We start from the raw sequence: 21,626 nt of genomic DNA, 5'->3' as shown, positions 1-21,626 counted from the left end.
GGCATTGGCCTTTGCGTGTCAGACATGTTTGTCGTCGATGAGAGAGTCCTGCTTGATCGATGACACGCGAGACAGCACGATTTTTTTCCGCTTGCTAAGCAAGCAATCGTCCGTACTCCGATGCAAATGCATCGTCGTTGCGGTCCGCTCAACCACGCATCGGGTTTCGACAACAAACGCAACCCGGGCTGCCATCGACGCAGACATAGCGTCGGCGACCATCGTCCCGGTTGCGTTGATGCCCCGGCGAGTATGCTGAAACTTCGATAGTTGAGGCATGAACACTGGATTCGAAGCAGCCGAACAAAAACTGCCCGCCTCGTGACATAGACGAGCGACTAGCTCACGGTGTCGAGCGCACCACGCCTCAAGTTTTTGCGTTGTCTGGCCGATAAACCGGAGCGGCGACACCAGCGATTGGTTATTCGTCGCGCAATAAAAACGTCAAGAGGGGTTTATGAAGAAATTCGCTATGGCCGCCGCTATCGCAGCGTGCATTCTTGCACTCGCGGGCTGCGCCGGTACGGGTAACGATTCGCTGCGCTCGGAAACCGAGGCTACCGTGTCCACGAAGATCGTCGATGGCAAGACGACGAAGGACGAGATTCGCGGCATGTTCGGCTCGCCGCTGAAGACGGAGTTCACCGACGGCGGGCTGGAGATCTGGCGTTACGAACTGACCAAGGTCCACGCTGACGCAGTCAGCTATATCCCCGTGGTCAATTTGCTAGGCTCGAGCGCGAGCGGCAAGAAAAAGGAGCTGGTTGTGCTGTTCTCTCCGGATAACGTTGTGAAACGCTATTCGATGAGTGAATCGGTCGTGTCACATAAAACCGGCATCTTCAACTAAGACTGTCTCGGTGCGAGCCATCGCGTGGGGGCGTTGCGGCTGGTGACGCCTCTGCTGCGCTGCATTGAAGGGGTAAGGGCGAAGTTGCTCACGGTTTAGTGCTGCGGAGGAGTAAGTCGGCTCGCTTTGGCGCGATTGCGTTGATGCAAGATCATGGCTTCGCAGGGATCTGCTGCCGAGCCTTGGGCGTTGGGCGTTCCTTGAAAGAGCGCGTCTGTTCACGGGGACGGTAAGGCCTTGGACGGGCAGGGCGCGGGTGCGGTGTCCGCGAACCTTACCAGACCGATGGCCGAGTTTGCTTTGCGCGTCGCGCTATGACGTGTTCCTGCGCGATTCGCATCACATTCGATTCACATTGTCGCGCATGAACTCGCGCTGCTTCTTGCTGCCCAGCAAACGCCTAGGCGAGCGCACCCGACGGCCCGGTGCGTGCGCGAGGGTGTAGCCGACGTGCACCGGTTGTCGCGTTCCGCCTGCAGCGCTTGCGCCAACTCAAGGTCGAACCCCACCGATGCAGAGGATATTGATGCAGAAATCGATCGTGATTTCTTTCGACGAGCAGGTCTAGCAGCTCGTAGTAGGAACGCTGCCGAATGCGGTGTTAGCGCCCATGCTGGCCGATGCACTCTCCGTGCATTGGCCGCTTGATAAGTTTGGCTACGAACTAACGGACGACACGACTTTCCGAGTAGGCACGACAGCGTTTTCGGTGCTGGCGCTGCACAGTTCGAAACTGAAGCCGATGTTGAAGGTAACACCGTTGCCCGCGCCCGCCGCCATTCCCTAGTCGGACTGATCGCATACCCATGATCTCGATGATATGGCTAGATGCCGACGATGATCCCAGTGACCCGACGTAAGAAAATGACAGTCCGGCAAGGTTGATTAGCAGGGTGTGTTTGATATGGTATCTGCAATAAGAATACCTCTGAGACGCCATGCAGATTTCCGACGTTGCCATTCCCTATTACAGCTCTGACACTTTGCGACGATGGCAGCGCCGCGACGGTTGCAAAGTCGTCTCGGATCTAAAGGTTTCATACCGGCGAGAACCGCCCGAGTGCAAGTTCCACGTCGAGCCACCACAGCCACCACCTCCACCACCGCCACCTGCCGAAAAGACCGATCGGGCTATCGCCTTTATCGACGGTCTTCAGAAGGTCTACGACTTCTTCCATGCACCGCCGAAGGAGCGCCCGCCCGCCCCTCCGAAACCGAAGGTCGAGGAAATCAAGGTTCCGCCGTTCGATCTGCAAGAGATCCCAGGCGTCATGCGTCGCTTGGAGATGCCGACAGCAGCGAAACTCATGGATAGGTGGTTCGCGGGGGCACTCAATTATTCGCCGACCGAGGATGACGAAGAGGATCTGATTAACCAAGAGGGAAAACCGTATCCTCCATCGATGTATGAACTGTCGATCATCAAACTGGAATGGGTTTTCAAGTATTCACGGGCAGTGGAAGCGTATCAGCACTTAATCACACGAGATACGTTGACCAGCGTGAGGGCGATGGACGCGCTCCGCGCCAAGCTGATGCCTTTTAGGCCCAGCAAGGGGGTAGACATCGACGTCGGCATGATTGATCTTAGCCATCACAGCCTGCCGGTTTTACACAAATCGTTCCAATTTCAGTATTCACAGGTAGAAGGATCGATGAGTCAAAAGCTCAGGCAGTTTGCGCATCGTGAGTATGCGGCGAGGGGACTGCCAGATGACCTGACAGCCGCGCTAGGCTCTTTTAATTTTTATGCAGCGCCCGGACGCGTCTTCTTCTATCGGGATGCCTCCTACGCATTGGTGCATGAGATTATCGTCTACGTCAAAGATAACTATACGTTTACCGACCGTCCGAAAAAGGACCCTCAATATCTTGGACACTGGAGTGCAAATGGCATGACTGTGGTGCCATACAACGTTGGCATGAGCATGGTGAGCTGGCATCTACCGCAGGTCGGCGAGTTCCAGGCAATGGATGAGTTTCCGGCAGACTTTCCAGCAGTGACAGTGGGCGATCCCCGCAAGCGTGGAAACGTCTATTATCCCGTTTACAATTCCTCTTATCGCGAATGGCAACGAGCGCATAAACGAGGCGGCGACTTTGTAATTTTCAGCGACTACCAGACAGTCAAACTCAACCCACCAATCAAGGTCAATTTCTGATGCCAGGGATAGGCGAAACAGCGGAAGGGGCGGCACTCGCATCCTTGATTCTAGTCTCGGCCACCATCGTTGCGGCAGTCGCATACTATTCAGCCAAACGCGGGTTCCGCATCGTGCTGAAAAGGAGTGCGCTCACGATTATCGGGCTGGTAATAACTTATGCAAGCGTTCACTACTTTCAGATGGCACGATGGCGCGCGGGGATAGCGGAAGAACAATGCAAGAAATCGACCGCACCCGATGGACGATATGTTGTGCGAGTCTGTTCTGCCGGCGACGCAAAAGTTTTACGACTGTGGTCGGCAGATGAATCGACGCTGCTGGCCGAGCGAACGTTTCCACGCTCAAGCGAACCGGTGCCTGTGTGGTGGGAGGCTAACCGCGTGTTGTTCGACGATCAAGATCCTGACGTCATGGGCACCATCAAATTACCACCAACGCTAAAGGATCGACTGCTGGCTTATCTTCCGTAGGCGGCGGGCGAGTTAGGCGCCACATATGATCGCGCATCGACATGCGTAATGGTCCCAGTGGTGTTCATGGTCCGCGCTCCAGAAACGCTTGTCTGGCCACGAACCTACGGCAAATGCGACATCTCCACTTAGCAGAAACACGACATTTGAACTTGGGACCTACAACCATGTCACGGCCAAATACAAATGTCCGATGTCTGGCTCATTAGAGATGTCCGATTGAGATATGCGAGCAATCGCAAGGCAGCGTTGAAGCAAGGCATCTGAACGGGCAGGGCGCGCAAGCATGGCGCGCTACCGGTTACCGACCGTTGACTCGCTTTTGATCGACGGCGCGCTGCGTTTTTGCTTCTGCAGCGCGAGCAGGGTCGCCTCCAGGTCCTGTCGCGTGAGTTCACGCTGTTTCTTCGTGCCCGGCGCGCGTTGTGACGTGCGCACCTGCGCGCCTCGATGGGCGCGTGAGGGCGCCGTGCCGATGCTGCGGTTATCGCGCTGCGTCTGCACCGCCTGCGCCAACTCGAGCACATGCGCGAGACGCTTGCATTCAACGATGGCACCCTGATCGACTTCCGTGAGCCGGTCGTACTGCCGAGCCGCTAGCACACGCTCGCCGGCGCGCAGTTCCATGCGTCCGTCCGGGTGTTCCCAGACCTCGATGTGCGGTGAATCAGCGCGCGATTCTCGTCGGTGTCCTCGAGCAGATACAACACCCGGTCATACTGCACCGTGAGCGCCTTGGTGACGCGCCGCGCTTCGCGCCACGTCAGCGCTCGCTCCAGACTCTCATCGGCGCGCAGCGGCCGATGCGCGTCGAAGGCGCTTCTCGGCGGCTTGGCAAAGCGCGCGTTGTAGTCGGCCATGAAGCAGGGCGCGTAGGCGTTGGCTTGCGCCACCGTGCTGATGCCGCGCAGGCGCAACTCCTTCACCAGCCGGTCCTGCAAGGTCAGGTGCGCGCGCTCCACGCGGCCCTTGGCCGAACTCGAATTGGCGCAGAAGGTGTCGATGTTGAGCTCGTACATCGCCCGGCCGAACTGCGTCGTGCTGTCGCCAGTCCGGTTCGCTCGTGTAATGCGAAACACGCTGGCGCGATCGCTGTAGAACGCGCCTGGCTTGCCGTGCTGCTCGATGTACGCGCGCGTGGCCTCGAAGTAGCTGAAAGTAGACTCGCTCGCCGTGAAGTGCAGGTGCATCAGGCGGCTCGTCGCATCGTCCACATACACCAGCAGCGTGCATTGCGGCGCGCGCTCCTCGAACCAGCGGTGCTCGCAGCCGTCGATCTGGATCAATTCCCCCAGGCACGCACGTCGTGCACGCGGCTGGTAGGTCTTGGGCGGGCGTTGCCGGCGCGGAATCCATAGGCCGGCCTCGCGCATCCAGCGCCGCACCGTTTCCTTGCCCAGTTCGATGCCGTGGCATTGCGCGAGTTTCTCGCACGCCAGCGTCGGACCGAAATCGGCGTAGCGCTCGCGGATCAGCGCCACGGCCCGCGCATGCAGTTCGATCGGCAGTTCTCGATTGCTCGTCTTGCCGCGCTTGCCCGAGATCAAACCCGCCGGACCACACGCCTCATAGCGCCGACACAAGCGGCTGATCTGCCGCACACACAAGTTCAGCCGCTCGGCCGCCTGGTAACAAGCCAGTCGACCGTTGACGACCGCCTCGATGACTTTGATTCGCTCCAGTTCGCGCATGCTTGCCGTGATCAGTCCACGCCTGTCCATGATTGAGCCCTCGATGACGCATCGAGCCAGCATGCGCCCAAGGGCGGAAATCGGACATTTCTAATGAGCCCAAATCGGACATTACTAAAAAGGCGTGACAAACCAAACCGACGCTAAATTGCATTATGTAAACTACGATGCGGTAAATCCTAAATGCACGGGGATTACTTTCCGTGCGCCATGGTCCAGCGTTCAGAGAAAATCGGCGAACGCGACCTTTGGCCTTACGGTACGCATCGTTATCAATTCCCTCCGAGCAAGAAATTGGCTGCAAAGAAGTTGCAGAAGTGCATAGTAGTTCTATTCGTCCACCCTTAGCACTATCCGCGCGCTTTATCGCGTCGGTTCGCCTGCACCTCTTGCACACACTTCGTCGCTCGCCGAACGACATTTCGCGCGCCTCACGCAAAGAGCGGCCGTCACTTCGAATGAGATTCGGAGTTTTCGCTCTATTACCTCATGCATATCCGCTCCAAAATGCAGACTTTCAGGAGATCCGTATGTGGAATAAATCGTATATGGCCATCATTCGTCGTGGACCGGGCAGGATGCTAATTACTGCGGTTGCTGCTCTGGTCCTTTCAGCATGCGGCGGCGACGGCGAAGGTACCGCCAGCAGCGCGAGTGCTATAGACGATACAAGCGGACTGCAAAACGACGAGACGTGCGTGTTGTCAAATGAACGCGTTGCGCAACTCGCGAGCACGATACAAAGCGGCGAATCCGGTCTGTAAGCTTTGCGATCATCCAACGCGTTGGAATCAGTCAGCTAGCTATTCGGCAGGCATGTGCCTGCCGAACACGAATGCAAAACCGCTATATCGATTCACCACTCGTGCGGACGGGATGGGTCTCCAGCTCCCGCAAAACTCGCCGCGCTAGATAGCCAAAGGTGGCACGGCTGCGCGACGGCTGAAGGATCCAGTCGCGCGCCTCCTTCGCTAGCTTCGGATCGACATCTTGAACCACTCCTGCCGCTTCGGCTAATAACTGCATTCGTGCCGTCCGCTCAATCTGAACCGCCATTACGCACGCCTCCTCAACCGTGCTCGCGGCCACGACTAACCCATGGTGTGCAAGCATAGCGGCGCGCCGTCGTCCTAATGTCGCGGCGATTAGTTCGCCCTCCTCGTTTCCGACCGGCAACCCCGGCCACTGCTTCAGGAAAGCGACTTCGTCGTAGAGCATACAGCTATCCATATGCGCGATTCTCAACGGGCGCTCCAGCAGGCAAAGCGCCGACACATGAATCGGGTGCGTATGCACAATGCAGTGCACATCCGGGCGTAGTCGGTAAATCCAGGAATGGAATCGGTTCGCCGGATTTACCATTCCGGTTCCGGAAATGACGTTCAAGTCCCCATCGACCACGAGCAGATTGTTGCAAGTGATCTCATCGAAACCAAGCCCCATCCGCTGGGTGATATAGCGGTCCGGTTCAGCTGTGCGCGCTGTGATCTGTCCGGCCAGACCGGAATCGTGACCGTGAGAAAAAAGCACCCGGCACGTCAGAGCGACCTTTTGTTCTAGCGTCCACGTTTCTTCAGGAAATGATGCGTCCATCAGGCGGATGTTGCGTTCTATGATCTCGTGCTTGGCAGCAGTCAGCGTTTGCATGTTAGGTCTCCTTTCATCGCTATTTGCCTCGATTGTAGGCCGCTTCTGGGTTTGACGAAGAGTGAATCGCATTCGACACTTCGCGCTGCATAATCGAAGCGGAAAGCCGTTTTCCGCGCGCAATCATCGGCACTTCGACGAATCGATGCAGGCACTCTGTCACCACGATGACCAACGCCAGCATCAGTAGCGTGTACTCGAGCCAGAGATTCTGCGCGATCGGGATTTGCCGGGCGCGCGCGTAACGAAACATCAGCTCCGTCGTGAGATAGAACATGGGCAGGTGCACAAGGTAAAGCGTGTATGAACGCTTGCCAATACAGTCCAGTATCGCTTGTAGCAGCCGCGGAAAGCTGACCAGATCTGCCTCGCAGATCGCCATGAATACCAATAACACAGACAGGATAGAAACTACCGGAATCAACAGCGTATTGCTGAAGTCAAGAGCGGTAATTGAACCCAACACCAACGACAGAAGAAGCGCGAGAGCGCACCCAGCATGGCGGCGCCGGCCCAAGCTCACGCGCAAGGAAGCAAACCAAGGTCGTGTCGATGCGAAATACAGCAGGCATCCGTAGATCAAGCCGTCACAACGGGTTTGGGTGTAGAAAAACACCTTGATCGGGTCCGAGAGCGAATACGGCCTGAGGAAGAACGATATAAAAGCGAGCAGCCCAACCAGGATCACGACGCGCCAGCGTAGAGTCCAGACTGAAATCATGAACAGCGGAAAAATCAGATAGAACTGTTCCTCGACCGACAAACTCCAGAACGGGGCGAGCGGCACGCCCTGCGCGATTTTGTTGTCAGGCAACCAAAAATTGAACGTGTAAGTGAAGATGCTGAGTGCTGCCTGAACGTTGTATGTCGAGTCGGCAAAATACTGCCCTTCGTTGAGAAGCGCACCACACAGGATCACGATCGCTACGACGCACCAAGCGACCGGCATGATACGAAAAATGCGCCGCACATAGAACATCTTCACATACGCGGCGAGCGCATTTGGCCTGTGCCGCAAGGAGTCCAGCCCGCCCACGAGCGTGCGTGAAATGATGTAGCCGGAGATGACAAAGAAGAGATCGACACCCGCCCATGCGTTGCCGAGCAGATCTGCGAGGCTGGCTGGGCGTGCGTAGTGCATGGTGAAGCTCCACGGGTAAAAAACCTGGTGGAAGTGGACATAGAACGTCAGAAGCGCGGCAATTGCGCGCAGACGATCGAGTTCAAGGTTTCGCGGGGTGCCGCTCATTGGCTACCTCTGGATAACAGAATGCTGGATCGGAGCAATCGCTGCGCGCTCATCGGCACGCATGTGAAATTAAAGCTTTGTGCCACCGTCGACCTGTACGATGTCGCCGTTGACCCAGCGGGCTCCTTCTGATGTCAGAAAGACGACGACGTCGGCGATATCTTCGGGCTGTGCAATTCGCTTGAGCCCTTGCAAACCTAGTACGAACTTGCGTCCTTCTGCCGTGCGCACGAAACTCGACATGTCCGTATCAACGACGCCCGGTGCGACGCCATTTACCCGTATCGACCGTTGCGCTAAGGCATGGGCGAAGTGCTTCACCAGTGTGTCGACAGCGCCTTTCGTCGCCGCGTAAGCCGAAATGTCGCCGACCGGCGAGCGTGATGCAAGCGACGATAGGAGCACGATGCTCCCTCCTTCCCGCATGATCGGTTCGAGTTGTTGTATAAGGAAGTAAGGCGCGCGGACGTTGATGGCCATCAACCGGTCAAAGTCTTCGATACGGGTGTCGCGAAGCAGCGCGGAATGTGCGATACCGGCGTTTGCGACAAAGATGTCCAGCGATCCGTCAAAATAGCGGCAAGCTCGTTCGGCGAGAGCGTGTGGGCTGGCGGGATTCGTGAAATCACTCGCAAAAGACTCGGCGCGCCCCCCCGTTTTCCGTATCTCGGCGACGACCTCATGGGCCGCTTCCGCATCCCGTCCGTAGTGGATCAATACGTTCGCGCCACGCAGCGCTAGCGCAATGGCTGTTGCGCGGCCGATGCCTCGCGAGGCGCCGGTGATAAGCGCGTTCTTGTTCGAGAAATCAGACATGATTCTGCTCCCTGTCTATGTGGTGAGCCGGCTATGAGTCGGCTTCGATTTGCGGCTCGTGCAGGTGATGGCGAATTCGCCCGGATTGGAGGCGCGCCTACCCGGTAAGCTGCTGGGCAGCGAGTTGCGCGATCGTCAGCACGGAAGCGTGCACATTGACGGCCGGGACTTCGGGTATCACGGAGGCGTCTACGATGCTTAGTCCTTCGACGCCGCGCACACGGAAGTGACCGTTGACTGCACTCGAGCGCGGATCGCTGCCCGCGGAGCACGTCCCGACCAGATGCAAACCGCACGCCGCGTTTGCCGCGACGAACGCTTGCTTGTCTGCGCGCGTTCGCAGCGGCATGTCGGTCGCAATTGAACTGTAGAACTCGCGCATGCTCGTGCCGGCGCCGATTTCCAGTGCACGGTCCAAACCCGCCACCATGTTGTCCTGGTCTATCCGATCACCAAGGTAGTTGGGATCGATGCGAAGCGGCACCCTCGGGTCGGCGGTGACGAGCCGCACTTGGCCTCGGCTTCGCGGCTTCGCGAGAAAAGGAATCACCGCGTAGCCACCGCCGGCGGGCACCGTCGAGGAACCGAAGGGATATTGCATGCCAGCCACTTGGATATCGGGTGGTGCTGTCTGCGAGCCGCCGTAGTACGCCATCGTTGATACACCGTTTGACACCAGCGGTGCGATGTTGCGTCTCGATCTGAACAACACGCTCAACAGCACATGGTCCTGCAGTCCGCTGCCGACCATTGGCATATCCTGCCGAACCTGGATGCCCAGCGGCGCCAGTTGCTCCGCTGGACCAAAGCCCGACAGCATGAGCAACTGAGGCGTCGCACACGCCCCCATACAGACAAGCGTGCGTCGTGTCGCCATGATGCGGGCCACGCTACTACCAGCTGTCAGTTCGATGCCAAGGCACGTCGTGCCCTGCTGCAGCAGTCTCGTCACGAGGGCGCCCGTCAGCACTTTCAGGTTGGGGCGCACAAGCGCGGGCACGAGAAACGCCTCCGCAGGGCCAGACCGTGCACCCTCCGGCGTTGCATTAACTTCGGTGACCCCCACACCGTCGAGCGGCCCGCCAGCGTTCAGCGAGATCGATCTCAGTCCGGTGGCGATGCTCGAGGCCATGTAGGCTGCGGTAAGTGGATGCTTGTCAGCATATCCGATGCGACCACGCGCCGGCATCCGCTCAGCGCTGCAACGACGGCCGTGACTCCGGCGCCGCATCCGATCTCGAGGAGCGCTCCGCCCCGCGGATATGGAAGCAGGCGCGTGAAGATTCCTGTCGACTGAAAATGCGTGGGCGGAAAGACGTCCGGATAGACGAGGAAACGGCGCCCTTCATACGTGTAGTTCGACAACTGCTGGGTATTCGCCGCATCTAACCGTTGCCGAACCGACGCGACAGCCTCGGACATAAAAGCTTGGTTTTTCATCTGGTCTCCGTAAGGATCTCGTCAATGCAAGTCTGTGTGCGCGGAAGCAGCCTCGCTCCCCGGCCACGCGAGGTGCAGCACGCCCGTATCTGCGTGGACATCGTGCGAGGTCCGCCGGAGCATGGGCGGAATGGCGCTCCGCACGAGCCGTTTGAGCACCTTGCCGGTCGCGCCCAGCGGAAGGACAGCTAGGCTACGCAGGATCGCCACTGCGATCGCTTCATCCGTCAGGGCCACGCCCTGCGCCTCGAGTTCGTGGTGCAATGCTGCGCGCACACGATTCGCGATCAAATGCGGCCTCTCATCTGTCTTTTGGTCGGGTAGAACCAACGCGCACAGCAAGGGGAGCTTCCCATCCTGGTCATCGACCCCGACCACCGTCACATCGCACACGCCGTCCACCTGCTGCATGGCTTCCTCTAGAAGAAGCGTGTACAGCGGGCCCGACGGCGACGAGATGACGTCCACTTCGCGGTCGATCTGGAAGTAATTTCCGTCCTTGCAGTAGGCGATGTCGCCAGTCAGAAAATAGCCGTCGCGCCAGGATCCCGAGGTCCGTTCGGGCGAGAGCCAGTAACCAGAGGTAATCGTGGGTGCGCGCACGCCGAGCAGCCCGACCTGGCCCGGCGCCATTTCTTGGCCGGTTGTGGGGTGGAGAATCTTTGCCATCGCCATCTCCACAGGCCGTCCAATCGAGCGCCGCGGCGCGAGCGCGCCGGTAGTTGATTCGCTGCGGAAGAGCGCCATGCCCAATTCGGAACTGCCGAAAGCGTCGATGAAGCGCGAGTGTGGCGCGCCCTTCAGAATCTGCCGCGTATGACTCTGATGCGCGGCATCGCCCATACTGAACCAGCGACGCACCGAAGCGAACTCTCCGTCGGCAACGCCGCCTTCCACTAGCTGCACGTAAGTCTTCGGGAAGGCCACGACAACCGTTGGCGCGAACGCGCGAATTGCCTCGCCAACGATCGGACCATCCTGCGTATCCATCACATAAGTCGGAATGCCGTGCAAGGTCGCAGTTTCAAGATGGCTGATTGCTGCTGAATGCGATTGAGGCAGTGCGCTGAGCAAGCGTTCGTCGCGGCTTTCAGCAAAGCGCCCGATGCGCGCCCTCTTGCCCATGAAAAACTGACGGTGCTCGAATCGTACAGCCTTTGGCACACCGGTCGTGCCCGACGTGTGGCTCAGCATGACGAGAGTCGAATCCTCCGGCGCGACAGGCCACCAATCGGGCATGGCTGAATCCACCCTCAGCCGTAGTGGCGGCGTATCGAGCATGCCTGGTTCGCGTCCATGCAGGTCAACCAGTTGCGCGGGATGCGCTACGAGTTCAGGGTCGTGTTGCATCGAGGCCGTCGTGCATCAACTGACGCTGCTGAAGTTGCACTGGCTCACATGCGGACGAGTTGACGGCCATGCAGCTGAACAGCCTGCGCGATCAGCTCTCACGACTGCGCGCGCTCGACGAGCAGAGCGGGCGGATCGAGCAGCGCATTCTCGACTGGCGATGGCGACGCATCTCTGAGATTCCTGGCGTCGGTGTGCTGACGGCGCCCGCTGCGGTGTCGGACCCTGGACAGGCAAGACATTTCGATCCGGGCGCGAATCCGTTGCATATCTGAGCTTCCTGTCACGACAGAACCGCTCGGGAGGCAAGGTAAAGCTCGGCGCGATCAGCAACAGGTTGGACAGCACCGAGGCAAGCCTGAAACATTACTCGGACATCGAGTCCGCCTTCTAGATCAGGACCTTTGCGGCGAAACCCATCGGGGCCGGCGGGCACGCCCGCGATCGAGTGCGGATATGAGTCTGCAACCACCCTTATCGCCGCACGATTTGCAGATGGGAGGCGACCTGATGATGCGACTGGCAGCCGCCCGGCAACAGAACCGGCTCCGCGAAATCTTCAATCGCGCGGTTACTGGATCTAGCTGCTGGTCGTCGACGAAATCCGCTATGTGCTATTCCGGCGCGCGGAGGCGAAGCTCTAATTCAACGTAGTGGCGAAACGCTACGCGCGCGGTTCGATCCTCTCGACCAGTCACCTGCCATTCATGCAACGGGCAACAGCGTTCGCCGACGACCAGACACTGACGGCAGCGATGCGCGACCGGTCTTGACATCACGCGCATAGCGCGCAAATCAGTGGCGGGAACCCAAACCTGTTGCGGGCGTATTCGGTGCATCGCCAGCATCGCCTGCTGATCTACGGCCTTGGCGGTTACAAGCCGCATGCTGGGACGCTGGGCGGCCTCTCCAATCGCCGCAGCGTCGGCCGCGTCGTTCGTGTTCGACTTCACGAATGGCCGTACGGACTGGGCCGCGATCAGCCAGCCGGACGTCGTGGCGAAGCCGCGCCAAGCCCTTGTGCCCGGTGATGGGCCCTGCCGCAGGCCTCCATGACGACACGGCTAGCGGCAATTTGTTTCGGATCGCGCCAGTCTCTGGCTGATCCTAATGAATGTGTGGAGCGTGCGTGACCAGATCGATGGCAATGGTTATGGGTTTCATCTGGTTCTACTTGACGGCTGGGACGCCCAACCAGCAAAGTCGCATGCTCTGGACGCGAGACTGCCGCACCCGTTAAGGCGAGAGGCGACCATTTCTTTTCGAAAGCTCTGCCGATCTGTCAAATCGACGCTAGTCTCACTCTATCGAACGGAAACGAGTCCTCGCAGAACCCGCTCCGACGAGCCCGCAACGCCGGCGACCTCCCATCCCCCAAACAAACCCAACGCCGCCATCCCACATCGAAAGCTCGATGAGCTCGGTATCCCAAATCGGCGCCGGGCATACCGCCTCTGACGCCGTCCATCCGGCCTTCACGCTTCCTGATCCACCACCTTGCGCAACGCTTCCAGAAAGCGCACGTAAGCCGTTGCGCCCGGATCGGGATGGCCGATGCTGCGTTCCTGCACCCACGCCGCGCGACCCTTCTGCGACTGCATCTTCGCGGTTTCGGCGACGCGCTCGCTCGCCGTCGCGATCATCGCGTCGAGTACATCGGCCGCGCTTCCCTGCGATGCTTCGAGTACGTCGAGACTCGGCACCAGCGCATCGAGCACGGTCTTGTCGCCGACATTGCTCTTGCCGCGCTCGATGATGCGCGCCGCCATCGCCCGCCCGATGCCGAGCACATCCTCGCGGCCGATGCCGGTCTTCCCCTGCATCGTTTTCGCGGCAGCGAGCAGTCCGCCGCCCACCAATGCCGCGAACGTCGATGGATTGGCCGTCGAAAACGCCTTCCCCGCCGCGAGCAGCACGTCGCCGACGCTCGCCTCGTCCGGCAACGCGCCGATGGCCTTCACGACCGCTTCCGACCCCGCGCGCACCGTGATGCCGAGATCGCCATCGCCGAGCGCGGCGTCGAGGTCGCGCAACTCGTCGGCATGCGTGGGAAGCGCACTCAACGCGCGGCTCAGAACGTCGATCAATTGCTTCGTCGTCATCATTTCGTGATCCTCATCATGCACGCGTGCCTTCACGAAAGAACGGCGAATGCGCCGGCGCGGCCAGCAGCGCTTCAAGCTCGTCGTCGAGCAGCATCACCGTGATCGATGCGCCCGCCATCTCCAGGCTCGTCACGTACTCGCCGACATACGACCACGCGACCGTCAGCCCGTCGCCGTCGATGATCTTCGCCGCACGCCGGTACAGCAGATACAGTTCCTCGAGCGGCGTCGCGCCGAGTCCGTTCACGAGCAAGGCAAGACGCGAACCCTTCGGCGCGGCGAGATCGTCGAGAATCTGGCGCATCAGGTCGTCCGCGATCGCATCGGCCGATTGCAGCGCGCCGCGATGCGTGCCCGGTTCGCCATGGATGCCGATGCCGATCTCCATCTCGCCATCGGGCAGCGTGAAGGTCGGCTTGCCCGCTGCAGGCAGGATCGTCGGGGACAGCCCCACGCCCATCGTGCGGCAGTTCGCATTGGCCTTTGCGCAGATGCGTGCGACTTCATCGAGCGAATCGCCGCGCTCGGCCGCCGCGCCCGCGCACTTGAACGCGAACACCATGCCTGCCACGCCGCGCCGGTCGGCTGCGCGTTCCTTCGGCGCCGATGCCACGTCGTCCGTCAGCACGACGGTCTCGATGTCGATGCCTTCCGCATCCGCGAGGTCGGACGCGAGATCGAAGTTCAGGACGTCGCCGCCATAATTGCCGTACACGTACAGCACGCCCGCGCCGCCGTTCACGCCTTTCGTCGCTTCCAGAATCTGCTCGGACGACGGCGACGAGAACACGTTGCCCACCGCCACGCCGCCGCACAGACCTTCGCCCACGTAGCCCAGGAAGCCCGGCATATGGCCCGAGCCGCCGCCCGTCACGATGCCCACGCGGCCTTCCTTCGGCGCATCGGCGCGAACCAGTGCGCGCTTGTCCGCGTTGGCCGCCTTGATCCATTTCGGATGCGCGAGCAGCAGCGCATCGATGATTTCGTCGACGAAGGTTTCCGGGTTGTTGATGATCTTCTTCATTCTGGTGTCTCCGTTATTTGCGTGGATGGCGGGCGTCAAAGCTTCCTGCGCTGGCTCAGTGCGTCGAGCAGCACCGCCGCGAAAATCACGCCGCCCTGAATAAACTGCGTCCAGAACGGGTTCACGCCGAGCAGCGACAGACCGACGTTGATGACCCCGATCAGCACGACGCCGATGAACGTGCCGACGATCGATCCGCGTCCGCCCGCGAGCGACGTGCCGCCGATCACGATGGCCGCGATCACCTGAAGCTCGAGCCCGTTGGCCGCCGAGGGCAATGCGGAGTTCAGACGCCCCGCGAGCACGATGCCCGCGATCGCCGCCGTGACACCCGCGAGCATGTACGTGAAAAAGACAACGCGCCGCACCGGAATGCCCGCGAGCCGCGCGGCCTCCTGATTGCCGCCGACCGCGAAGACCTGATGGCCGAACGTCGTCTTGCGCAGCAGCACATGGCCGATGACGAACACGACGAGCATCACGATCATCGGCATCGGCAGGCCCGCGATCGCCTTCGCGCCGAAGACGGTGAACGCGTTCGGGAAGTCGAACTTGGTGCGGCCGTCGGAAATGGCGAGCGTGAGGCCGCGCGCCATCGCCATCGCGGCGAGCGTGACGATGAAGGGCACGAGCCGCAGCCATGAAATCGCGAAGCCGTTGATCGCCCCGACCGCCGCGCCTGCCGCCAGCGCAATGAAAAGTCCGCCGATGCCGAGACCGACCGCATCCGGGCTCGACCCGGCCATGAACGTCGCCGCGACCATGCCGCTCAGCGCGACGAGCGACCCGACCGACAGATCGATGCCCGACGTGATGATGACGAAGGTGCCCCCGACCGCCGCGATGCCCACGACGGACACCTGCACCATGATGTTGGTGAGCGTGCTCGTCGTCAGAAATTCGGGCGATGCGATCGACAACGCCACGCAGATGATGACGAGCGCGGCGAACAGTGGCCCGATGCCGCTTCTCAGTTGACGGATCACGCGGCGCGACAGCGCTTCGGTGTCCGCCCGGTTGGCTGCCGTGGATGTCATGCGCCTGCTCCTGTCGTTGCCCACTGAATCACTGTTTCGGAGTCCGCCTTGTCGCGGGCGATTTCGGTCACGATGCTGCCGCGATACATCACGAGCACGCGATCCGACATGCCGAGCAGTTCCGGCAACTCCGAACTCACCATGATGACCGCCGCGCCCGCGCGCGCCATCCTCACCATATGCGCGTAGATTTCGGTCTTTGCGCCCACGTCGATGCCGCGCGTCGGTTCATCGAGCATGATGACGGCGGGATTTGTCGCCGTGGCGCGGCCGAGAATGACCTTCTGCTGATTGCCGCCCGAGAGCGTGCCCGTGATCTGCAGCACCGACGACGCGCGCACGCCGAAACGCGTGCTCGCATCCTGCGCGAGCTTGCGCTTTCGCGCGCCCCGCACGAAGCCGCCGCTCGCCAGCGCCTTCAGGCTCGAGAGCGCAATGTTCTCTTCGATGCTGGCGTCGAGCACGAGCCCTTCGAGCTTGCGATCCTCCGACGTATACACAAGCCCGTGGCGCACGCCCTCTGTCGGCGAATGATTCGATACTGTCCTGCCCCTCACGGCGATCTCGCCGTGCGTCGCGGGCAGCGCGCCGAAGATCGTCTTCAGCAATTCCGTGCGTCCCGCGCCCGCGATGCCCGCAATGCCGACGATCTCCCCGGCGCGCACGGTGAAGCTCGCGTTGCGCAGAAGCGGCGCGCTCGCGAGGTTGCGCACGTCGAGCACGACGTCGCCATACTCGCGCGGCTCCCACGGATAGAACGACTCGAGATTGCGCGCGACCATCGCCTGCACGAGTTCGGCTTCGGTCCATTCGGACATGGGACGCGCGCCGACCGTCGCGCCATCGCGCATCACGACCGCCGAATCCGCCAGCTCGAAGACTTCTTCCAGATGATGCGAGATGAAGATGATGCCCATGCCCTCTTCGCGCAATCGCCGCACGACCGCGTAGAGGTTTTCTATGTCGTGGCTCTGGAGCGCGGCGGTCGGCTCGTCCATCACGAGGATGCGGGCATCGCGCGCAATCGCCTTCGCCACTTCCACGAGTTGCCGCTTGTTGAGCGGCAGGTCGCCGAGACGCATCCACGGCGGCACGTTGTCGAGACCCACCCGCGCGAGCGCCTCGCGCGCCATCGCATGGGCCTCGCGCTGTCTGACGAAGCCGCGCTTCGCCGGCATGCGCCCGAGAAAGAGATTCTCGGCAACCGTCATGTCGTTGATGAGCGACAGCTCCTGATAGATGACGGCCACGCCCGCGTCGATCGCCGCATTCGTGCCGCGCGCAAGCGGCCTGCCGTCGATTTCGATGTTGCCTTCGTCCGGCTCGTAAGCGCCCGAGAGCGTCTTCACGAGCGACGACTTCCCCGCGCCGTTCTCGCCGACGATGGCCATCACGTGACCGGCGTGCAGTTCGAGACTGACGCCGCGCAGCGCCTTCACGCCGGGAAAGCTCTTGACGATGCCCTGCATGCGCAGCAGCGGCGCCTTCGTGCCGGAAGGCATGCGCGCGAGCGCTTCGGTTTCGACTGTCATGTTCGCATTCCGCTCGCGGCCGCGCGCTTGCTGCACGCGCGGCCGCCGGTTGGCCTTACTGCTTCACTTCCTCGGACCACAGGCCATATTGCTTGACCGCATCCGAGTCGATGTTGGACTTGTCGATGAGCATCGTGGGCCACGCATAGTTCGCGGGCACGTCCTTCTTGCCGTTGTAGTCCGCGATGAACTGCAGCGACTTCGCCGCCATCTTGATGGGGTTCTGCGAGATGGTCGCGTCCTGCTTGCCCGCGCGGATCGCCGAGAGCGCCTGTGCGGTTCCGTCCGCACCGATCACCATGATGTGCGCCTTGTCGTCGAGCGGCTTGTAGCGTCCCGCGTTGTCGATGGCCTTCTCCGCGCCGACGGTGTTGTCGTCGTTCGCGCCGAACACCGCGTCGATCTGCGGATACTTCTGCAGGATATTGGTCATCGCGTTGAGCGACTTCTCCTGATCGAACGCGCCTTCCTGACGTGCGACCACCTTGATGTCCGGATACTTCGCAATCTCATCGCTGAAGCCCTTCTCGCGGTCGGTCGCCGCCGTGGTGCCGACGAGACCGATCAGGTCGACGACGTTGCCCTTCTCCGACCCGTATCGCTTCTTCAGTTGCTCCGCGATCCACTTCGCGGCTGTCTGGCCGAGCGCGACGTTGTCCGATGCGACGAAGGACGTCACCTTGCCGCCGTCCGATCCGCGATCGAGCGTGAAGACCGGGACGTTCATCTGGTTCGCCTTCTCGACCGCCGGAATGATCGCCTTCGAATCGATCGGATTCAGCACGAGCGCGGTCACGCCCTGGCTCAGCAGGTTCAGCGCATCGTTGACCTGCTGTTGCGCATCGCCGTTCGCGTTGGTTTGAACCAGGTCGAAGTTCTGATCCTTCGCGCCGCGTTCCACGCCGGCCTTCAGGCCCACGAAGAACGCATTGTTCAACGTCGCGATCGAGAAGCCGATCTTTGGCTTGCTGCCGCTCGCCGCAGCCGCCGCTGGCGCGCTCGCCGGTGCGCTTGCGCTGTCGCTCGCGCTTTTCGCGGAACTGCTGCCCGACGACGCGTTCTCGCTCTTGTTGCATCCCGCGAGCGCCGCTGCGCACAGCAGCAACGCGCCGGTTGATTTGCCGAAGCTGCCCCAACTATCGAACCGTGCTGAACTCCAGGCCATCACTGTCTCCTTTGTACGAGTTGTTCATTGCAGTTAGCTTGATGTCTTGTCGCCGATTTCATTCATCCTTGCTGCGCTTGCCGTACGTCTTGAATCTCTCCAGCACTTCATCCATCTGCTCGTTCGACAGCACCGGCGGCGCGCCCAGTTGCAAGGCCAGCAGGTATTGCCTCGCGAGCACTTCGACTTCATGCGCGAGCCACACGGCCCCCGACAGATCCGCCCCGAGCGCGACGACACCGTGATGCGCAAGCAGACATGCGCGCCGTCCTGCGAGCGCGGCGAGCGCATGGTCCGACAGCGCCTGCGTGCCGAAGAGCGCATACGGCGCGCAGCGAATCGATGTTCCGCCCGCGGCGGCCACCATGTAATGCACGGCCGGAATCTCGCGGCCGTGAATGGCGAGCGCCGTTGCCGCCGTCGAATGCGTGTGCACGACCGCATGCATGTCCGGGCGCGCGCGCAGCAGATCGCGATGAATGCGCCATTCCGATGAAGGCCGTTGCACGCGTAGCGCGTCGTCGCCGTCGCATACATCGAGCGGCAGATAGACGATGCTCGCCGCGCTCAGTTCGCGTGCCGGAACGCCGCTCGGCGTGATGAGCAAGCCATCGCGAAAGCGTGCGCTGACGTTGCCCGATGTGCCCTGATTGATGCCGAGCCGCTCCATTTCGAGCGCCGTTTCGACGATGCCCTGTCGCAGTTCAGCTTCATTCACGGCGCTCATGCGGCGTTGCCTTCGGCGGCAAAGAGGCGTTTCAGCGATCGTTCGAACGGCGCCTTCACGATGCCGCGCTCGGTGATGAAGCCGGTGACGAGCTCGTGCGGCGTCACGTCGAAGGCGGGATTGCGGGCCTTGATGTGCTCGGGCGCGACCCGCTGCCCCGCGAGATGCGTGACCTCCGTGCCGGAGCGTTCCTCGATTTCGATGCGCTCCCCCGTCGCCGACGAGAAGTCGAGCGTCGAGGACGGGCACGCGACATAGAACGGGATGCCGTAATGGCGCGCGGCGATGGCGAGCCCGAGCGTGCCGATCTTGTTCGCGAAGTCGCCGTTCGCGGCCACCCGGTCCGTGCCGACGATGACGAGATCGACCAGCCCCTGAGACATGATCGACGCGGCCGCGCCATCCATGATGAGCGTGACGTCCACGCCCGCCTGCTGCAACTCGAAAGCCGTGAGGCGCGCGCCCTGCAGCAGGGGGCGCGTTTCATCGGCGAAGACGCTGAACGCGATGCCCGCGCGATGCGCCGCATAGATCGGGGCCGTGGCCGTGCCGAGACCGGTCGTCGCGAGCGCACCCGCGTTGCAGTGCGTGAGCACGCCGTTGCCCTCGCCGATCAGCGACATGCCATGCACGCCTATGCCTTCGCACAAGGCGATGTCCTCTTCGTGGATGCGCCTCGCTTCATCGACGAGCACGTCGTACAGCACGGCGGAGTCCTGCGTATCGCATTCGCGCGCGCGGCTCGTCATGCGCCGCAGACTCCAGCTCAGATTCACAGCCGTGGGCCGCGCGGTGTCGAGCCATGCGGCGCGCCGTTCCAGTTCCGCGCGAAACTGCGCCACCGGCAACGCGCGCGCATCCTGCATCGCGACGCAAAGTCCGTATCCCGCCGCAACACCAATGGCCGGCGCGCCGCGCACGCGCAGTTCGTGAATGGCGCGCCACACAGCGGCGGCATCGGCGACATGCTCCACGACGATCTCGTGCGGCAGGCGCGTCTGGTCGAGCAGCAGCAGCTTGCCGTCACGCCATTCGATGGTCGGCGCCAGCGTCGGCAACAGGGTCTGCGAATTCATTGAGGCTCCGGTCAGCGTTGTGCGAGGGCATCGCGCGCCATGTCGCGCGCGAGCAGGACGACGTGTTCGATATCGGTCAGCGCGGCGCGCTGCACGAGCAACGCTTCGGCGCAGCGCAGGCAGCGCACTTCGATCTGCGCACGCAGGTCCGCATCGGGAATGCGCGTGATCTCCGCGACCTTCGCCATGCCGACGATGCGCCGGATCATCTTGCAGCCCGCGAAGCCCAGCGTGTCGGCGAGCAGCCGCCGCATGAAGTGGGCGCGATATGCTTCGGCCGCGCGGCCGTCCGCCGATCCGCCGATGAACGGCCGGCCGCTGCGGCTCTCGTGATCGCGCCACAGCGCGAGGAACTTCGCGCTGAAGCCGTTCCAGATGCGCGTGATCTGTTCGAGCAGCCATTCCTGATACGCGACGGGATCGCCGCCATCGAGGCGGCCGTGATAGTCACGCGAAAAATAGGCGAGCAGAAGATTCGCGATCAGCGCGCCGATGTCGAATCCCATCGGCCCATAGAAAGCGAACTCCGGGTCGATCACATACGTCTCGCGCTCGTTGACCATGATCGAGCCGGTATGCAGATCGCCGTGCAGCAAGGTCTCCGCATGATTCATGAAGGCCCACTTCATGTCTGCCGCAGCGCTGCGCAAGGCGCCGTTCGTGCGCAGCCGCTCGAGCGCGGACTTCGGCAGGGCGGCGCTGTAGACATTCGAGGGATGCGCTTCGAACGGGAACGTGAAGACCAGGTCCTCGGTGATCTTGCATAGCTCCGCGTTGACGGCCGCGGCCACTGCCTGTTTCTTGATGTCGGGTGCGAGATACAGGTCGGAGCCGAAAAACAGCGTCTGCGCGAGATAGGTCGACAGATGCTCGGCCATCAGCGGATAGGTGACGCCATCGATCAATCCCTGCCGCAGAATGCGATGCGAGGAGAGATGCTGCATGACCATCAGATAGCGCTTTTCGTCGGCGTGATAGACCTGTGGCACATGCTGCGGACAGAGTGCGCCGAAGCGGCGCAACGCCGCGACCTCATGGTCCATGCGCTGACACGATAGCGGCCAGTTCTTGCCGACGAGCCGCAGGAACGGTGGCGCCTGCTTGACGACGACGCTGCGCTCGCGCGCCTTCGCATTGGTCACGAAGTACACGAAGTTGAGATTGCCGTCGCCGACTTCGACGATCTCCAGATCGGCGGGATCGCCCAGACGGGCGCGCAGCTCGGCGATGCCGCCCAGGTAATCGGCAAGCGCCGATGCGGTGAATGCTTCGAACTCCATCG

The 21,626-nt window shown here is 61.4% G+C and carries 20 protein-coding genes and 2 pseudogenes; 6 read left to right on the top strand and 16 right to left on the bottom strand.

The window, feature by feature from the left end; translation table 11 throughout:
- The first annotated feature begins 457 nt into the window (after window positions 1-457).
- From P9255_RS11135 to P9255_RS11120, 4 genes are all read left to right on the top strand, one after another.
- Complete coding sequence (locus tag P9255_RS11135; protein WP_309789490.1) at window positions 458-850, top strand: hypothetical protein; 393 nt, start codon at window positions 458-460, stop codon at window positions 848-850.
- Window positions 851-1,460: 610 nt separating this feature from the next.
- Window positions 1,461-1,637, top strand: a complete 177-nt coding sequence (locus P9255_RS11130) for a hypothetical protein (RefSeq protein WP_309789489.1) — start codon at window positions 1,461-1,463, stop codon at window positions 1,635-1,637.
- A gap of 151 nt (window positions 1,638-1,788) precedes the next feature.
- The gene (locus P9255_RS11125) at window positions 1,789-3,012 is read left to right on the top strand and encodes a DUF6402 family protein (protein ID WP_309767732.1); all 1,224 of its coding nucleotides are present in this window, start codon (window positions 1,789-1,791) and stop codon (window positions 3,010-3,012) included.
- On the top strand, window positions 3,012-3,485 hold the full coding sequence (locus tag P9255_RS11120) for a hypothetical protein (RefSeq protein WP_309767734.1): 474 nt from the start codon (window positions 3,012-3,014) through the stop codon (window positions 3,483-3,485). Before P9255_RS11125 ends, P9255_RS11120 begins: the two co-directional genes overlap by 1 nt.
- 294 nt (window positions 3,486-3,779) lie before the next feature.
- Here P9255_RS11120 and P9255_RS11115 read toward each other — a convergent pair.
- The 7 genes and pseudogenes from P9255_RS11115 to P9255_RS11085 all read right to left on the bottom strand — a co-directional run bounded on the left by P9255_RS11115 (window position 3,780) and on the right by P9255_RS11085 (window position 11,678).
- Window positions 3,780-5,206: pseudogene (locus tag P9255_RS11115) on the bottom strand (ISNCY family transposase).
- An 816-nt stretch (window positions 5,207-6,022) separates the two neighbouring features.
- On the bottom strand, window positions 6,023-6,823 hold the full coding sequence (locus tag P9255_RS11110; protein WP_309767736.1) for an aldolase: 801 nt from the start codon (window positions 6,821-6,823) through the stop codon (window positions 6,023-6,025).
- Window positions 6,824-6,842: 19 nt separating this feature from the next.
- Window positions 6,843-8,072, bottom strand: a complete 1,230-nt coding sequence (locus P9255_RS11105) for an acyltransferase (RefSeq protein ID WP_309767738.1) — start codon at window positions 8,070-8,072, stop codon at window positions 6,843-6,845.
- Between the two features lie 69 nt (window positions 8,073-8,141).
- Entirely contained in the window at window positions 8,142-8,888 is a 747-nt protein-coding gene (locus P9255_RS11100) for a glucose 1-dehydrogenase (protein ID WP_309767740.1), read from the bottom strand.
- A gap of 97 nt (window positions 8,889-8,985) precedes the next feature.
- On the bottom strand, window positions 8,986-10,020 hold the full coding sequence (locus P9255_RS11095) for a GMC family oxidoreductase (protein WP_404980311.1): 1,035 nt from the start codon (window positions 10,018-10,020) through the stop codon (window positions 8,986-8,988).
- The gene (locus P9255_RS11090; RefSeq protein WP_309789528.1) at window positions 9,993-10,328 is read right to left on the bottom strand and encodes a hypothetical protein; all 336 of its coding nucleotides are present in this window, start codon (window positions 10,326-10,328) and stop codon (window positions 9,993-9,995) included. The genes P9255_RS11095 and P9255_RS11090 overlap by 28 nt, the downstream gene beginning before the upstream one ends.
- Window positions 10,329-10,349: 21 nt before the next feature.
- Window positions 10,350-11,678 (bottom strand): fatty acid--CoA ligase family protein, encoded by a 1,329-nt coding sequence (locus P9255_RS11085; RefSeq protein WP_309789487.1) that lies wholly within the window; start codon window positions 11,676-11,678, stop codon window positions 10,350-10,352.
- Window positions 11,679-11,746: 68 nt separating this feature from the next.
- Between P9255_RS11085 and P9255_RS11080 the strand changes: the two genes are divergently transcribed.
- The gene (locus P9255_RS11080) at window positions 11,747-11,953 is read left to right on the top strand and encodes a hypothetical protein (protein WP_309767746.1); all 207 of its coding nucleotides are present in this window, start codon (window positions 11,747-11,749) and stop codon (window positions 11,951-11,953) included.
- Between the two features lie 378 nt (window positions 11,954-12,331).
- Window positions 12,332-12,451 carry a hypothetical protein gene (locus tag P9255_RS27285; protein WP_404980322.1) on the top strand — a complete coding sequence of 40 codons (120 nt, stop codon included), beginning with the start codon at window positions 12,332-12,334 and terminating at the stop codon, window positions 12,449-12,451.
- Between the two features lie 51 nt (window positions 12,452-12,502).
- On the opposite strand, the pseudogene P9255_RS11070 reads toward P9255_RS27285, so the two are convergent.
- From P9255_RS11070 to mtnK, 9 genes and pseudogenes are all read right to left on the bottom strand, one after another.
- Window positions 12,503-12,842: pseudogene (locus P9255_RS11070) on the bottom strand (IS110 family transposase); the annotation flags it as partial.
- A gap of 311 nt (window positions 12,843-13,153) precedes the next feature.
- The gene (locus P9255_RS11065) at window positions 13,154-13,783 is read right to left on the bottom strand and encodes a DAK2 domain-containing protein (RefSeq protein ID WP_309767748.1); all 630 of its coding nucleotides are present in this window, start codon (window positions 13,781-13,783) and stop codon (window positions 13,154-13,156) included.
- Window positions 13,784-13,796: 13 nt separating this feature from the next.
- The gene (locus tag P9255_RS11060; RefSeq protein ID WP_309767750.1) at window positions 13,797-14,807 is read right to left on the bottom strand and encodes a dihydroxyacetone kinase subunit DhaK; all 1,011 of its coding nucleotides are present in this window, start codon (window positions 14,805-14,807) and stop codon (window positions 13,797-13,799) included.
- A 35-nt stretch (window positions 14,808-14,842) separates the two neighbouring features.
- Window positions 14,843-15,844: an ABC transporter permease gene (locus P9255_RS11055; protein WP_309767753.1), complete on the bottom strand. Its 1,002-nt coding sequence runs from the start codon at window positions 15,842-15,844 to the stop codon at window positions 14,843-14,845.
- Window positions 15,841-17,376, bottom strand: a complete 1,536-nt coding sequence (locus P9255_RS11050; RefSeq protein WP_309767755.1) for a sugar ABC transporter ATP-binding protein — start codon at window positions 17,374-17,376, stop codon at window positions 15,841-15,843. The genes P9255_RS11055 and P9255_RS11050 overlap by 4 nt, the downstream gene beginning before the upstream one ends.
- 55 nt (window positions 17,377-17,431) lie before the next feature.
- A complete protein-coding gene (locus P9255_RS11045) occupies window positions 17,432-18,541 on the bottom strand; it encodes a sugar ABC transporter substrate-binding protein (RefSeq protein ID WP_309767756.1) in 1,110 nt (369 codons plus the stop codon).
- A 58-nt stretch (window positions 18,542-18,599) separates the two neighbouring features.
- On the bottom strand, window positions 18,600-19,268 hold the full coding sequence (locus P9255_RS11040; protein WP_309767758.1) for a class II aldolase/adducin family protein: 669 nt from the start codon (window positions 19,266-19,268) through the stop codon (window positions 18,600-18,602).
- Window positions 19,265-20,344, bottom strand: a complete 1,080-nt coding sequence (gene mtnA / locus P9255_RS11035; RefSeq protein WP_309767760.1) for an S-methyl-5-thioribose-1-phosphate isomerase — start codon at window positions 20,342-20,344, stop codon at window positions 19,265-19,267. Before mtnA ends, P9255_RS11040 begins: the two co-directional genes overlap by 4 nt.
- An 11-nt stretch (window positions 20,345-20,355) precedes the next feature.
- Window positions 20,356-21,624, bottom strand: coding sequence for an S-methyl-5-thioribose kinase (gene mtnK, locus P9255_RS11030; protein WP_309767761.1), 1,269 nt, complete (start codon window positions 21,622-21,624; stop codon window positions 20,356-20,358).
- Window positions 21,625-21,626 lie beyond the last annotated feature (2 nt).

The organism is Caballeronia sp. LZ019 (assembly GCF_031450825.1).
Classification (GTDB): Bacteria; Pseudomonadota; Gammaproteobacteria; order Burkholderiales; family Burkholderiaceae; genus Caballeronia.
Note: the sequence above shows the minus strand (reverse complement) of the source record. Positions and strands in the feature narration are given on the sequence as shown.

Coding starts and splice junctions, on each gene's coding strand:
- P9255_RS11135 (WP_309789490.1), top strand. CDS start 458: ATGAAGAAATTCGCTATGGCCGCCGCTATCGCAGCGTGCATTCTTGCA.
- P9255_RS11130 (WP_309789489.1), top strand. CDS start 1,461: ATGCTGGCCGATGCACTCTCCGTGCATTGGCCGCTTGATAAGTTTGGC.
- P9255_RS11125 (WP_309767732.1), top strand. CDS start 1,789: ATGCAGATTTCCGACGTTGCCATTCCCTATTACAGCTCTGACACTTTG.
- P9255_RS11120 (WP_309767734.1), top strand. CDS start 3,012: ATGCCAGGGATAGGCGAAACAGCGGAAGGGGCGGCACTCGCATCCTTG.
- P9255_RS11110 (WP_309767736.1), bottom strand. CDS start 6,823: ATGCAAACGCTGACTGCTGCCAAGCACGAGATCATAGAACGCAACATC.
- P9255_RS11105 (WP_309767738.1), bottom strand. CDS start 8,072: ATGAGCGGCACCCCGCGAAACCTTGAACTCGATCGTCTGCGCGCAATT.
- P9255_RS11100 (WP_309767740.1), bottom strand. CDS start 8,888: ATGTCTGATTTCTCGAACAAGAACGCGCTTATCACCGGCGCCTCGCGA.
- P9255_RS11095 (WP_404980311.1), bottom strand. CDS start 10,020: ATGGCCTCGAGCATCGCCACCGGACTGAGATCGATCTCGCTGAACGCT.
- P9255_RS11090 (WP_309789528.1), bottom strand. CDS start 10,328: ATGAAAAACCAAGCTTTTATGTCCGAGGCTGTCGCGTCGGTTCGGCAA.
- P9255_RS11085 (WP_309789487.1), bottom strand. CDS start 11,678: ATGCAACACGACCCTGAACTCGTAGCGCATCCCGCGCAACTGGTTGAC.
- P9255_RS11080 (WP_309767746.1), top strand. CDS start 11,747: ATGCAGCTGAACAGCCTGCGCGATCAGCTCTCACGACTGCGCGCGCTC.
- P9255_RS11065 (WP_309767748.1), bottom strand. CDS start 13,783: ATGATGACGACGAAGCAATTGATCGACGTTCTGAGCCGCGCGTTGAGT.
- P9255_RS11060 (WP_309767750.1), bottom strand. CDS start 14,807: ATGAAGAAGATCATCAACAACCCGGAAACCTTCGTCGACGAAATCATC.
- P9255_RS11055 (WP_309767753.1), bottom strand. CDS start 15,844: ATGACATCCACGGCAGCCAACCGGGCGGACACCGAAGCGCTGTCGCGC.
- P9255_RS11050 (WP_309767755.1), bottom strand. CDS start 17,376: ATGACAGTCGAAACCGAAGCGCTCGCGCGCATGCCTTCCGGCACGAAG.
- P9255_RS11045 (WP_309767756.1), bottom strand. CDS start 18,541: ATGGCCTGGAGTTCAGCACGGTTCGATAGTTGGGGCAGCTTCGGCAAA.
- P9255_RS11040 (WP_309767758.1), bottom strand. CDS start 19,268: ATGAGCGCCGTGAATGAAGCTGAACTGCGACAGGGCATCGTCGAAACG.
- mtnA (WP_309767760.1), bottom strand. CDS start 20,344: ATGAATTCGCAGACCCTGTTGCCGACGCTGGCGCCGACCATCGAATGG.
- mtnK (WP_309767761.1), bottom strand. CDS start 21,624: ATGGAGTTCGAAGCATTCACCGCATCGGCGCTTGCCGATTACCTGGGC.